The organism is Streptomyces sp. NPDC104313, assembly GCF_055583985.1.
This window is the reverse complement of record NZ_JBVJMW010000003.1, coordinates 614,560-627,700: the sequence shown is the minus strand read 5'-3', so window position 1 is coordinate 627,700 and position 13,141 is coordinate 614,560. Positions and strand designations below refer to the sequence as shown.

The window sequence follows — 13,141 nt, the reverse complement described above, 5'->3', positions numbered from 1 at the left end:
CGGAACAGCGCAGCAGGACAGCCAGCGTGTCATGCGCGCCAGTCGAGCGGCACCTGTCTGGTCCTGTCCCAGGGGCGTTCCCATCCCGCGTAGTGCACAATCCGGTCGATCACTCCGGCCGTGAAGCCCCAGACCAGAGCCGATTCGACCAGGAACGCCGGGCCGCTGTGCCCGCTCGGGTGGATGGCCGTGGCCCGGTTCGCGGGGTCCGTGAGATCCGCCACGGGGACCGTGAAGACCCGGGCCGTCTCGGCCGGGTCGACCACCCCGACCGGGCTGGGCGCGCGCCACCAGCCGAGCACGGGGGTCACGACGAAGCTGCTGACCGGGATGTAGAGCCGGGGCAGCACGCCGAAGAGCTGTACGCCCCGGGGGTCGAGCCCGGTCTCCTCCTCGGCCTCGCGCAGTGCCGCCCGCAGGGGCCCGGTGGTGGCCTGGTCGCCGTCCTCGGGATCCAGTGCGCCGCCGGGGAAGGACGGCTGCCCGGCGTGGGAGCGCAGGGTCCCGGAACGCTCCATCAGCAGCAGCTCGGGCCCGCGCTCCCCCTCGCCGAACAGGACCAGGACGGCGGACTGCCGGCCCGCCCCGCTCTCGGGCGGCAGGAAGCGGCTGAGCTGCTGCGGCTGGACGCTGCGCGCGGCGCGGGCGACGGGGTCGAGCCATGCGGGAAGGCCGTCGGTGGTCACGGCGACCCCGGCGTCCCCTGCCCAGCCCCCCGGGACCGGGACCGGTCCCGATGCCGGCCCTCCGGGGCTTTTGTGCCCCAGCCCCTCGGCGGAGCCGTTCCCGGCCGGTGTCCTGCCGTGTGTCTGCGTGTGCGTCATGGGCACCCCCGTTGATTCACAACGCCTGTCGTCGGCCATTTCGTTCCGAGCCGTTCCGTCCTTGAGGGTGAAGGCGAAGGCGAAGGCGTGACCCTCACTCCGCCCCGAGCGCGGGCGCGGGCTTTCCCGGGTAGTCGGCGGGCGGGCTGAGCCGCTGGCCCGGATAGCCGCCCATCTCGTACTTCAGGAGCTTTCTGGCCTTCTCCGGATCGGTTTCACCCTCTCCGTACGAAGGACAGAGAGGGGCGATGGGGCAGGCCCCGCAGGCAGGCTTGCGGGAGTGGCAGATCCGGCGGCCGTGGAACACCACCCGGTGCGAGAGCATCGTCCACTCGCTCTTGGGGAAGATCCCGGCGACGACCGCCTCGACCTTCACCGGGTCCTCCTCGTCGGTCCACTTCCAGCGCCGCACCAGACGCCCGAAGTGCGTGTCGACCGTGATGCCGGGGACGCCGAAGGCGTTGCCCAGGACCACGTTGGCAGTCTTGCGGCCGACGCCGGGCAGCTTCACCAAGTCATCGAGGCGCCCCGGGACCTCGCCGCCGAACTCGTCCCGGAGGGCGGCCGAGAGGCCGAGCAGCGACTTGGTCTTGGCCCGGAAGAACCCGGTCGGCCGGATGATCTCCTCCATCTCCTCCGGCACCGCCGCCGCCATGTCCTCGGGCGTGGGGTAGGCGGCGAAGAGCGCGGGGGTGGTCTGGTTGACCCTCAAATCCGTGGTCTGGGCGGAGAGGACCGTGGCCACGAGGAGCTCGAACGGGTTACGGAAGTCCAGCTCGGGATGGGCGTACGGATAGACCTCGGCGAGCTCGCGGTTGATCCGGCGCGCCCGGCGGACCATCGCGAGGTGCGACTCCGCCTTCGGCGCCTTGCGCGCCGTGGCCACCTTGGCCGTGGCTGCCGTACGCGCCGTGGCTGCCGTACGCGCCGTGGCCGCCTCGCCCGCCTTGCCCGCCGTGGTCGTGGCCGCCTTGCGGACCGTGGAAGCTCTGCCGGTTCTGCCGGGTTCACCGGACTTGCCGGGCGTTGACGATGGCGACGATGACACTGCGGACCTCCTGGCCGACTTCCGGAGCGGCTTCCCCGGCTCTCCGGGGGAGCCGTGCGCGCCCCCGAGGGGGCCATTCGCGGCATTCTCCGAGCGCGGCCGAGGCTGTTCGCCCACAGCGGAATCGCCACCCTTCGGTACCCCGTCAGCCCCCTTGGTCTGCGCTCTCCCCGGCGTTCTGGACACCCGGCCAGCCTAGAGCCAGGCACCGACAACCACCGCTGTCACGGCGTATCCACCCCCGATCGGCCCCCCTGCCGTAGGGTCCGGCACGCCCGTGCGTCAAACTGGTTTGTGATTGATCGCACTGTTTTACCGTCCGGCATGATGGGGACCACGGTTCCCTGAACAGGCCGACAAGGAGAGAAACTCGTGGACGACGTTCTGCGGCGCGCCCCGCTTTTCGCGGCGCTCGATGATGAGCAGGCCGCGGAGCTCCGCGCCTCGATGAGTGAGGTGACCCTCGCGCGCGGAGACGCGCTGTTCCACGAGGGCGACCAGGGTGACCGCCTGTACGTGGTCACCGAGGGCAAGGTGAAGCTCCACCGCACCTCGCCCGACGGGCGGGAGAACATGCTGGCCGTGCTCGGCCCCGGCGAGCTGATCGGGGAGCTGTCGCTCTTCGACCCGGGCCCGCGTACGGCGACCGCCTCCGCGCTGACCGAGGTCAAGCTCCTCGGCCTCGGCCACGGCGACCTGCAGCCCTGGCTGAACGCCCGGCCCGAGGTGGCCACCGCGCTGCTGCGCGCGGTCGCCCGGCGGCTGCGCAAGACCAACGACCAGATGTCCGACCTGGTCTTCTCCGACGTGCCGGGCCGTGTCGCCCGCGCCCTCCTGGACCTGTCGCGCCGCTTCGGCGTCCAGTCCGAGGAAGGCATCCACGTCGTGCACGACCTCACCCAGGAGGAGCTGGCCCAGCTGGTCGGCGCCTCCCGCGAGACGGTCAACAAGGCGCTCGCGGACTTCGCGGGCCGCGGCTGGCTGCGCCTTGAGGCCCGTGCGGTCATCCTGCTGGACGTGGAGCGGCTGGCGAAGCGTTCGCGCTGACCCCGATTCCGTACGCGAAGGGCCCCGCCGACCGACGTGCCTACCGGTGCGTCCGCCGGCGGGGCCCTTCGCCGCGCGTGGGCCGAATCAGCTCTGGATCAGCCCGTGCTCGGTCAGGTATTCCAGCTGCGCCCGCACCGACAGTTCGGCGGCCGGCCACAGGGAGCGGTCCACGTCGGCGTACACCTTCGCCACCACCTCCGACGGCGTACGGTGCCCGGCCTCCACCGCCGTCTCCACCTGGGCGAGGCGGTGTGCGCGGTGGGCCAGGTAGAACTCCACCGCCCCCTGCGCGTCCTCCAGCACCGGCCCGTGGCCCGGCAGCACCGTGTGGACGCCGTCGTCGACCGTCAGCGACCGCAGCCGCCTGAGCGAGTCCAGGTAGTCGCCGAGCCGCCCGTCCGGGTGCGCGACCATCGTCGTGCCGCGGCCGAGGATCGTGTCGCCCGTCAGCACCGCCCGGTCGGCGGGCAGATGGAACGAGAGCGAGTCCGCGGTGTGCCCGGGTGTCGGCACGACGCGCAGCTCCAGGCCGCCGGTGGTGATCACGTCGCCCGCCGCGAGGCCCTCGTCGCCCAGCCGCAGCGCCGCGTCCAGGGCCCGCACCTTCGTCCCCGTCAGCTCCGCGAACCGGCCCGCGCCCTCCGCGTGGTCGGGGTGGCCATGGGTGAGCAGCGTGAGACCCACGCGCCGACCGGACCGCTCCACCGCCTCGATCACGGCCCTCAGGTGTACGTCGTCGAGCGGCCCGGGATCGATGACGACCGCGAGACCGGAGCCGGGCTCGGCCACGATCCAGGTGTTCGTCCCGTCGAGCGTCATCGCGGACGGGTTGGGCGCGAGGATGTTGACCGTACGGGCGGTCGCGGGGCCGGAGGCCACGGTTCCGCGCGGCTGTCCGGGCAGTGCTGCCGCATCACTCACGCCGCACCGCCTCCCGGGCCAGCCGCGGGCACGTGTTGGGTGAACTCGTCGTGCCCCGGCCAGCTCAGCACCAGTTCGCCGCCCTCCGGACGGGCCTGCGCGAGGACCGGGGTCATGTCCTGCCCGTCAGCCGCCCCGAGCGCCTCGGCGGCCGTCCTGTACGGCGCGAGGGCCCTCAGCGTGGTCACGGTGGGCGGCATCATCAGCAGCTCGCCCGCGTCGTAGCGGCGTGCCGCGTCGGCGGCGGCGATCCACACCGTGCGGTCGGCCTCCGTGGAGACGTCCCGGGTGCGCTGGCCCTCGGGGAGCGCGGCCACGAAGAACCACGTGTCGTACCGACGCGGTTCGAACTCCGGGGTGATCCAGCGCGCCCAAGCGCCCAGCAGGTCCGAGCGCAGCACCAGGCCGCGCCGGTCCAGGAACTCCGCGAAGGACAGCTCCCGGGCGACCAACGCCTCCCGGCCGGCCTCCCAGTCGTCCCCGGTCGTGTCGCCGACCACGGTGGTGGCGGTCGGCCCGGCGAGAAGGACACCCGCCTCCTCGAACGTCTCGCGTACCGCCGCGCAGACGATGGCCTGAGCCTCGGTGACCGTCGCCACGCCGAGCCGGGCGGCCCAGCGCTCCAACGGGGGCCCGGCCCACCCGATCAGCCGGTCGTCGTCGCGCGGATCGACTCCGCCACCCGGATAGGCGTACGCGCCTCCGGCGAACGCCATGGAGGTCCGCCGCCGCAACATGTGCACGACAGGGCTAGCGGTGGCATCGCTCTCCCCGCCCCGATCGCCGCGCTTCCCGTCCGGATCACCACCGATCCCGCCGGGATCGCGGAGCAGCATCACGGTGGCGGCCCGCCGGGGTGTCACGGCCGTCAGCTCACCGGCGGCGAGGGCCCGGATCCGGTCGGGCCATTCCGGGGGGTACCACTGACCTTGGGACATGGCCGGAGGCTATCCGGAACCGCGCCGATGTTCGAGAGGCTCCCTGATCATCGTTCGAGGCTCCCCGATCGTCGCGGAGACCCGGCATGCCCCGTACACGCCCGACACGCCCCGTACACGCCCGGCATTCCTCGTACACGCCCGACACGCCTCGTACACACGATCGATCCCGCCCGGTCGCGGGACCGGACGGGATCGGAAGCACGAGCGAAAAGGGATACTCAGGCGTCGACGAGCTCCACCTGGACCTCGACCTCGACCGGTGCGTCCAGCGGCAGCACGGCGACACCCACGGCACTGCGGGCGTGCACGCCCTTGTCGCCGAGGACCGCGCCCAGCAGCTCGCTGGCACCGTTGATCACGGCGGGCTGTCCGGTGAAGTCGGAGGCCGAGGCGACGAAGCCCACGACCTTCACGACGCGCTTGATCCGGTCCAGGTCGCCGGCGACCGACTTCACGGCGGCCAGGGCGTTGAGCGCGCAGGTCCTCGCGAGCTCCTTCGCCTCGTCCGGCGTGACCTCGGCTCCGACCTTGCCGGTGACGGCGAGCTTGCCGTCCACCATCGGCAGCTGGCCCGAGGTGTACACGTACACCCCGGTCCGCACGGCCGGCTGGTACGAGGCCAGCGGCGGCACGACGGCGGGCAGGGTCAGGCCGAGCTCGGCGAGCCGCGCCTCGACGACGCCCGCCACTACGCCTTCTCCCGCTTCAGGTAGGCCACGAGCTGCTCGGGGTTGTTCGGGCCGGGAACGACCTGGACCAGCTCCCAGCCGTCCTCGCCCCAGGTGTCCAGAATCTGCTTGGTCGCGTGCACGAGAAGCGGCACGGTCGCGTATTCCCACTTGGTCATGGGCCCGACTGTAACGCCTGGCACGTACGGTCCCGTGCGTAGGCCGGGGCCGGACTGGTTAGGCTCGAATACGTGAGCAGGTTCCAGGTCGTCAGCGGCAAGGGCGGTACCGGTAAGACCACGGTCGCCGCCGCCCTCGCGCTCGCCCTCGCGACCGAGGGCAGGCGCACCCTCCTCGTCGAGGTCGAGGGCAGGCAGGGCATCGCCCAGCTCTTCGATTCCGACGCGCTCCCCTACGAGGAGCGCAAGATCGCCGTCGCGCCGGGCGGCGGCGAGGTGTACGCGCTGGCGATCGACGCCGAACGCGCGCTCCTCGACTACCTCCAGATGTTCTACAAGCTCGGCAGCGCCGGCCGGGCGCTGAAGAAGCTCGGCGCGATCGATTTCGCCACCACCATCGCGCCCGGCGTCCGGGACGTCCTGCTGACCGGCAAGGCGTGCGAAGCCGTACGCCGCAAGGACAAGCAGGGCCGGTTCGTCTACGACCACGTGATCATGGACGCCCCGCCGACCGGCCGGATCACCCGCTTCCTGAACGTCAACGACGAGGTCGCCGGACTGGCGAGGATCGGCCCCATACACAACCAGGCCCAGGCTGTGATGCGGGTCCTGAAGTCCCCGCAGACCGCGGTCCACCTGGTGACCCTCCTGGAGGAGATGCCGGTCCAGGAGACCGCGGACGGCATCACCGAACTGCGCGCCGCCGAACTGCCCGTGGGCAGCGTCTTCGTCAACATGGTCCGCCCGCATCTGCTCGACGAGGACGCCCTGCGCACCGCCGCGGGCGGCCGCCGAAAGGAGATCGCCAAGGTGCTGACCCGGTCCGGGGTGACCGGTTCCGCGGCGCTCGTGCGGCCCCTGGTCGAGCAGGCGGCCGAGCACGCCGAGCGGGTCGGCCTGGAGCGGGAGCAGCGCGCGGTGCTGGCCGGTCTCGGGCTGCCGACGGCGGAGCTGCCGCTGATCGGCGACGGGGTGGACCTCGCCGCGCTGCACGACCTGGCCACGGAGCTCCGTAAGCAGGGCGCGGGGGAAGAGGGGGACGCATGAGCGCGGACACATCCGCTACGAACACGGCCGAGGCGGGGCTGGACATGGACGCGCTGCTGGACGATCCGGGCATCCGGATCGTCGTGTGCTGCGGCTCCGGCGGGGTCGGCAAGACCACGACCGCCGCCGCCCTCGGCGTACGGGCCGCCGAGCGCGGCCGGAAGGTCGTCGTCCTCACCATCGACCCGGCCCGCCGACTCGCCCAGTCCATGGGCATCGACCGGCTGGACAACGTGCCGAGGCGGGTCGACGGCATCGACGGCGAGGGCGAGCTGCACGCCATGATGCTGGACATGAAGCGGACCTTCGACGAGACCGTCGAGGCGCACGCGGACGCCGAACGGGCCAGGGCGATCCTGGAGAACCCCTTCTACCAGTCCCTGTCGGCCGGGTTCGCCGGTACGCAGGAGTACATGGCGATGGAGAAGCTCGGGCAGCTGCGGGCGCGCGACGAGTGGGACCTGATCATCGTCGACACCCCTCCCTCGCGCTCCGCGCTGGACTTCCTGGACGCGCCGAAGCGGCTCGGGTCGTTCCTCGACGGGAAGTTCATCCGGCTGCTGATGGCGCCCGCGAAGGTGGGCGGCCGAGCCGGGATGAAGTTCCTCAATGTCGGTATGTCGATGATGAGCGGAACGCTGGGCAAGCTGCTCGGGGGGCAGTTCCTGCGGGACGTCCAGACGTTCGTCGCCGCGATGGACACCATGTTCGGCGGCTTCCGCAGCCGCGCGGACGCCACGTACAAGCTGCTCCAAGCGCCCGGCACGGCCTTTCTCGTGGTGGCGACGCCGGAGCAGGACGCGCTGCGCGAGGCCGCCTACTTCGTGGAGCGGCTGGCCGCCGAGGAGATGCCGCTGGCCGGTCTGGTCCTCAACCGTGTGCACGGCAGTGAGGCTTCGCGGCTCTCCGCCGAGCAGGCACTGGCCGCCGCGGAAAATCTTGACGCCGCCCGCATTGTGGATCAGCGGGCCGGGAAGGCTGACCTTGGTGACCAGGAAGCCCCCGACCCGGCGGTCACCGCTTCCGGACGGACCGAGCCGCCCCTCTCCCCCGAGGCCGGGCAGGCGTCCGGGCCCGAGCCCACAGCCGAGCACCAGGACCCTACGGAGAACGAGCCGCCCCACGAGAGCATCGCGACATCCGCGACCACCCCTGACGACTCGACCACCCCTGACGACGCGACGAGCCCTGCGGATGCGGCCGACTCTGCCGGCGCGTCCGCCGACGAGGCAGTCGGCGTCGAGGAACTGACGGCGGGTCTACTGCGTCTGCACGCCGAGCGCATGCAGGTCGTCGCCCGCGAGCACCGCACCCGCGACCGCTTCACCGCGCTGCACCCCGAGGTGCCGGTGACGGCCGTGGCAGCGCTGCCCGGCGACGTACACGACCTGAACGGCCTCCGGGCCATCGGCGACCGCCTGGCGGACGGTTCCACGCCGACCCCTGCCGGAGCGGCGTAGACACCCCTCACCGGGGCCGCGTAACACCACCCACCGGAGCTGACGGCACAGCGGCCCGGACCTGATGCAGCCGGGCCGGCTCAGCGGTGCCGACGCCTACCCGACAGCCGCGTAGGTCTCGTGCAGCTCCTCGTCCTCCAGCCCGATGACTCCGGGCAGAACGCCGGTGGACCGCTCGTATTCACTGCGTGCGGTCTCCAGCAGTCGGCGCCAGGACGTGACGGTGGGCCGACGCCGCAGCAGTGCGCGGCGCTCCCGCTCCGTCATTCCGCCCCACACGCCGAATTCGACGCGATTGTCGAGCGCATCGGCCAGGCACTCGGTCCGCACCGGACATCCGGTGCACACCGCCTTGGCCCTGTTCTGCGCTGCCCCTTGTACGAACAGTTCATCCGGATCGGTAGTGCGGCAGGCTGCCTGCGCACTCCAGTCGGTTACCCAGCCCATGCCGGCGCCGTCCTCTCCCGAATCGAGGCTCCCCCACGGCGGTAGCGGCATATTCACCGCTGCCAGTTGAGGACGTTACGGAAGGTAGGGGCACCACAACACCCCCTTCGGGCCCAATCTTGAATGGTCCGAACGGACTATGCGTATGCGGCAGATCACCCAGGGGAGTGAGCCGAGGACATGCGCGACTATCTCCGCGAAAATGGGACAGTGCACTCAAGTCGCAAGGGGCTTCTCGCGACATAAGGGGCGATTTCGGGAGCGCCCCTATGGCTACGTGAAGGGCGATGCGGTTGCTCATCCGCCGGGTGAAGAATGACCAGAAGATGCGCATGGGATTGCAGGGGACTTGATACGGAACCGGACTGCTGTGACAGTTGAGAGCAGCTTAGGCCAAGGCCTGTCCGTCTGTCCGGCGAATGAGAACGTAGGCGCTCCGCGTCCGCGCGCCCGCGCCGCGACGCCCGGCACGCTCTCGCCGAGAGGCTTCCGGCCTGCCCGCCCGACAGGCCGGGGCCTCCCGTCCGGCAGACGGCCGGCAGGTGATCGGCCCGTCCGGATGTCACGGTCCGGTACCCGAACGCTCCGAGAGCCCCCGCTCCTGCGACTCCTTCATCACTACGGATTAGGCTGCCCCCTATGCCAAAGAAGCGCTCGGGCGGGGGTCTCACCACGACCCAGCAGGCCGCCAAGTTCCTCGGTGTCGCCGCGCTCTCCGGAGCTGTCCTGGCAGGCATCGCACTGCCCGCAGCCGGAGCGCTGGGGCTCGCCGCCAAGGGGACGGTCGAAGGATTCGACGAGATCCCCTCCAACCTCAAGACTCCACCGCTCAGTCAGCGGACCACGATCCAGGACCGCGACGGCGGCACCATCGCCACGGTGTACTCCCGCGACCGCACGGTCGTCCCGCTCAAGGACATCTCGCCGCACATGCAGGCCGCGATCATCGCGATCGAGGACTCCCGCTTCTACGAGCACGGCGCGGTCGACCTCAAGGGCATCCTCCGCGCGATGAACCGCAACGTGCAGGCGGGCGGGGCCGCGCAGGGCGCGTCGACACTCACCCAGCAGTACGTGAAGAACGTCTTCGTCGAGGAGGCGGGCGACGACCCGGAGAAGGTCGCCCAGGCCACCCAGCAGACGCTCGGCCGCAAGGTCCGCGAGCTGAAGTACGCGATCCAGGTCGAGGAGGAGCTCGGCAAGAAGAAGATCCTGGAGAACTACCTCAACATCACGTTCTTCGGGCAGCAGGCTTACGGCGTCGAGGCCGCGTCCCAGCGCTACTTCTCCAAGCGCGCCAAGGACCTCAAGGTGGAGGAGGCCGCGCTGCTCGCCGGCATCGTCCAGTCGCCGAGCCGCTACGACCCGGTCAACGACACGGAGGAAGCGACCAAGCGCCGCAACATCGTGCTGGCACGGATGGCCGCGGTCAAGAACATCTCGCAGGCCGAGGCCGACAAGGCCATGGAGACGCCCATCAAGCTGAAGGTCTCCCGGCCGAAGAACGGCTGCATCACCGCCGTCAGCGGCTCCGGCTTCTTCTGCGACTACGTCCGCAAGACGATCCTCACCGACCCCGCGTTCGGCAAGACCGACGAGGACCGGGCCAAGCTCTGGAACCTCGGCGGTCTGACCATCCGGACGACACTGGACCCGCGCGCCCAGAAGGCCGCCAACAGGGCCGCCACCGAGAAGGTCAACAAGGACGACAAGTTCGCGGCGTCCGTGGTGCAGGTCAAGCCGGGCAGCGGCAAGATCCTCTCCATGGGCCAGTCCCGCCCCTACGGCCTGGACCAGAAGCAGAACGAGACCGTCCTGAACCTCGCCGTCAACAACAAGATGGGCGGCAGCACGTACGGCTTCCAGGTCGGCTCGACGTTCAAGCCGTTCACCGCGGCGGCGGCGCTGGAGAAGGGCATCAGCCCGGCGACGTCGTTCTCGACGGACTGGAAGCTGACGTTGAAGGAGCGGGACTTCCGCAACTGCTCCGGCTCCCCGGCCGGTTACGCGGACTGGGCCCTGGTGAACGAGCTGGAGTCCGAAAAGGGCACCTGGGACATGACGAGCGCGCTCGGCAAGTCCATCAACACCTACTTCGCTCTGCTGGAGCAGAAGGCCGGTCTCTGCGAGACGGTGGAGCTGGCCAAGAAGGTCGGCTACGAGCGCGGTGACGGCAAGAAGGTCGGCGAGTACCCTTCGATCACCCTCGGCGGCGAGGTCAGCACCCCGCTCTCCATGGCCGGCGCCTACGCCGCGTTCGCCAACCGGGGCACGTACTGCACGCCGATCGCCATCGAGTCCATCAAGGACCCGCAGGGCAAGAAGGTCCCCGTGCCGAAGACGTCCTGCTCGCGGGCGATGAGCGAGAAGACCGCGGACACGATCAACCAGATGCTCAAGGGCGTCGTGGAGGACGGCACCGGTACGCGGGCCGGACTCAGCGACCGGGACAACGCGGGCAAGACCGGTACGACCAACGACCGCAAGGATGCCTGGTTCGTCGGGTACACGCCGAACCTCTCCACCGCGGTGTGGGTCGGTGACGACGTCGGCGAGAAGAGCTCGATGTTCGGCGTCACCATCGGCGGCGAGTACTACGACAAGGTCTGCGGCGGCTGCCTTCCCGGTCCGATCTGGCGCATCGCGATGACCGGAGCGCTGGACGCTTCGGAGACCCCCGGGTTCAACCCGGTCTCCGTCCCGCGCGGCAAGGAGAAGAAGGAAGAAGAAGAGGACCGCGACGACGAGGACCGCGAGGACGCGCGGCCCGGCAACGACGGCAACCGGTTCCCCGGCGCCGAACTCCCGGACGGCGGGACCGGCGGGCCGGGCGGTGGCGGCGGGCGGGGCCAGAACGGCGAACAGAACGGCCCCTGACCCGTACCCCTGCTCGTACTCGTACTCGTACGGATATAGCGAAAAGGGTGGGCGCCCCGGTCCTGGACCGGGGCGCCCACCCTTTTCGCTGTCTTCTCCGCGTGCCTCAGCCGGCGAGGAGCTTCTTCACCGCGCCGGCCACCCGGCCGCCCTCGGCGAGCCCGGCGACCTTCGGGTTGACGATCTTCATGACGGCGCCCATCGCACGCGGCCCCTCGGCCCCGGCGGCCTTCGCCTCCTCGACGGCGGACGCCACGATCGCGTTCAGCTCGTCGTCGGAGAGCTGCTTGGGCAGATAGCCGTCGAGCAGCTCACCCTCCGCCTTCTCCCGCTCGGCCTGCTCGGTCCGACCGCCCTGAGCGAAGGCCTCGGCCGCCTCACGGCGCTTCTTCGCCTCCTTGGCGATCACCTTCCGCACCTCCTCGTCGGAGAGCTCGCGCGCCGACTTGCCGCTGACCTCTTCCTTGGTGATCGCGGTGAGGGTGAGCCTAAGGGTGGACGAGGTCAGCTCGTCACGCGCCTTCATGGCGGTGTGGAGGTCGTCCTTGAGCTTGGACTTGAGCGTGGTCATGCCGCGATTGTGACAGGTGAGGGCCCCGGGCCGCCCACCGGTTTTCCGCTCACGGTTCCGCTTCTGCGACGATGGGCGCATGCGCGCACGCTACGGAGTACCCCTGAAAGTCACGGCAGTCGGCGCGGCGGTAGGCGTCGCCGGACTCGCCTACGCCGCCGGGTTCGAGGCCCGCTCGTTCCGCCTGCGACGGGTCACCGTTCCCGTGCTCCCGCACGGGGCCCGCCCGTTGCGCGTGCTCCAGGTCTCCGACATCCACATGGTGAGCGGTCAGCGCAAGAAGCGCGCCTGGCTCCAGTCGCTCGCCGGACTGCGCCCCGACTTCGTCGTGAACACCGGCGACAACCTGTCCGACCCGGAGGCCGTGCCCGAGCTCCTCGACGCGCTCGGCCCACTGATGGAGTTCCCGGGGGTGTACGTCTTCGGCTCCAACGACTACTACGGCCCCAAGCTCCGCAACCCCGCGCGCTACCTCCTGGAGAAGACCCGGGGCAAGCACGGCCTCAACGGAAACGCCCCCGCGGTCGGCGTCGTCCACAACCCGTGGGAGCCGATGCGCGACGCCTTCGACGAGGCCGGCTGGCTGAACCTGTCGAACACGCGGGGCCGGCTCAAGCTCGACGGCCTGGAGCTGGCGTTCACCGGCCTGGACGACCCGCACATCAAGCGGGACCGGTACGCCGAGGTCCAGGGCGGCCCTACGAGCGGCGCCGACCTCTCCATCGGCGTGGTCCACGCCCCGTACCTGCGCTCCCTGGACGCCTTCACGGCCGACGGCTACCCCCTGATCCTGGCGGGCCACACGCACGGCGGTCAGCTGTGCATCCCGTTCTACGGGGCGCTCGTCACCAACTGCGACCTGGACACCGACCGGGTCAAGGGCCTGTCCAGCCACACGATCGGCGACCGGCGCGCCTACCTCCACGTCTCGGCAGGCTGCGGCACCAACCGCTACACCCCGGTCCGCTTCGCCTGCCCGCCCGAGGTCACCCTGCTGACGCTGACGCCGAAGGCCTGAGCGAAGGGGCACGCGGGGCGGGCCCCGGCGCACGACGGACGCCGGGCGGTTCACCTTCACGCACGGCGGGCGGACAAATCGCGAGGGTCC

General features: G+C 70.8%; 13 protein-coding genes. 5 read left to right on the top strand and 8 right to left on the bottom strand.

Annotation, left to right across the window (positions count from 1 at the left end; genetic code table 11):
* Positions 1–29: 29 nt before the first annotated feature.
* On the bottom strand, positions 30–824 hold the full coding sequence (locus tag ACZ60Q_RS10045; protein WP_469630982.1) for an NUDIX hydrolase: 795 nt from the start codon (positions 822–824) through the stop codon (positions 30–32).
* A gap of 94 nt (positions 825–918) precedes the next feature.
* Complete coding sequence (gene nth / locus ACZ60Q_RS10040) at positions 919–1,710, bottom strand: endonuclease III (protein WP_469631318.1); 792 nt, start codon at positions 1,708–1,710, stop codon at positions 919–921.
* Between the two features lie 534 nt (positions 1,711–2,244).
* Here nth and ACZ60Q_RS10035 point away from each other — a divergent pair.
* A complete protein-coding gene (locus ACZ60Q_RS10035) occupies positions 2,245–2,919 on the top strand; it encodes a Crp/Fnr family transcriptional regulator (protein ID WP_003967450.1) in 675 nt (224 codons plus the stop codon).
* Positions 2,920–3,006: 87 nt separating this feature from the next.
* Here the strand turns inward: ACZ60Q_RS10035 and ACZ60Q_RS10030 are convergent, their stop codons facing one another.
* The 4 genes from ACZ60Q_RS10030 to ACZ60Q_RS10015 all read right to left on the bottom strand — a co-directional run bounded on the left by ACZ60Q_RS10030 (position 3,007) and on the right by ACZ60Q_RS10015 (position 5,631).
* Positions 3,007–3,843 carry an MBL fold metallo-hydrolase gene (locus ACZ60Q_RS10030; RefSeq protein ID WP_469630979.1) on the bottom strand — a complete coding sequence of 279 codons (837 nt, stop codon included), beginning with the start codon at positions 3,841–3,843 and terminating at the stop codon, positions 3,007–3,009.
* Positions 3,840–4,781 (bottom strand): NUDIX hydrolase, encoded by a 942-nt coding sequence (locus ACZ60Q_RS10025; protein WP_469630976.1) that lies wholly within the window; start codon positions 4,779–4,781, stop codon positions 3,840–3,842. Before ACZ60Q_RS10025 ends, ACZ60Q_RS10030 begins: the two co-directional genes overlap by 4 nt.
* A gap of 221 nt (positions 4,782–5,002) precedes the next feature.
* The gene (locus ACZ60Q_RS10020; protein ID WP_469630973.1) at positions 5,003–5,473 is read right to left on the bottom strand and encodes a RidA family protein; all 471 of its coding nucleotides are present in this window, start codon (positions 5,471–5,473) and stop codon (positions 5,003–5,005) included.
* A complete protein-coding gene (locus ACZ60Q_RS10015; protein ID WP_003967454.1) occupies positions 5,473–5,631 on the bottom strand; it encodes a DUF4177 domain-containing protein in 159 nt (52 codons plus the stop codon). Before ACZ60Q_RS10015 ends, ACZ60Q_RS10020 begins: the two co-directional genes overlap by 1 nt.
* Before the next feature lie 72 nt (positions 5,632–5,703).
* Between ACZ60Q_RS10015 and bagA the strand changes: the two genes are divergently transcribed.
* A complete protein-coding gene (bagA, locus tag ACZ60Q_RS10010) occupies positions 5,704–6,678 on the top strand; it encodes an ATPase BagA (RefSeq protein ID WP_469630970.1) in 975 nt (324 codons plus the stop codon).
* Positions 6,675–8,138, top strand: coding sequence for an ATPase BagB (gene bagB, locus ACZ60Q_RS10005; protein ID WP_469630967.1), 1,464 nt, complete (start codon positions 6,675–6,677; stop codon positions 8,136–8,138). The genes bagA and bagB overlap by 4 nt, the downstream gene beginning before the upstream one ends.
* 96 nt (positions 8,139–8,234) lie before the next feature.
* Here bagB and ACZ60Q_RS10000 read toward each other — a convergent pair whose 3' ends face one another.
* Positions 8,235–8,585 (bottom strand): WhiB family transcriptional regulator, encoded by a 351-nt coding sequence (locus ACZ60Q_RS10000; RefSeq protein WP_003967458.1) that lies wholly within the window; start codon positions 8,583–8,585, stop codon positions 8,235–8,237.
* A 639-nt stretch (positions 8,586–9,224) separates the two neighbouring features.
* On the opposite strand from ACZ60Q_RS10000, the gene ACZ60Q_RS09995 reads away from it, so the two are divergent.
* Positions 9,225–11,462, top strand: coding sequence for a transglycosylase domain-containing protein (locus ACZ60Q_RS09995; protein WP_469630964.1), 2,238 nt, complete (start codon positions 9,225–9,227; stop codon positions 11,460–11,462).
* A 106-nt stretch (positions 11,463–11,568) separates the two neighbouring features.
* Here ACZ60Q_RS09995 and ACZ60Q_RS09990 read toward each other — a convergent pair whose 3' ends face one another.
* Complete coding sequence (locus tag ACZ60Q_RS09990; RefSeq protein ID WP_469630961.1) at positions 11,569–12,033, bottom strand: GatB/YqeY domain-containing protein; 465 nt, start codon at positions 12,031–12,033, stop codon at positions 11,569–11,571.
* 79 nt (positions 12,034–12,112) lie between these two features.
* On the opposite strand from ACZ60Q_RS09990, the gene ACZ60Q_RS09985 reads away from it, so the two are divergent.
* A complete protein-coding gene (locus tag ACZ60Q_RS09985) occupies positions 12,113–13,051 on the top strand; it encodes a metallophosphoesterase (protein WP_469630958.1) in 939 nt (312 codons plus the stop codon).
* Positions 13,052–13,141 lie beyond the last annotated feature (90 nt).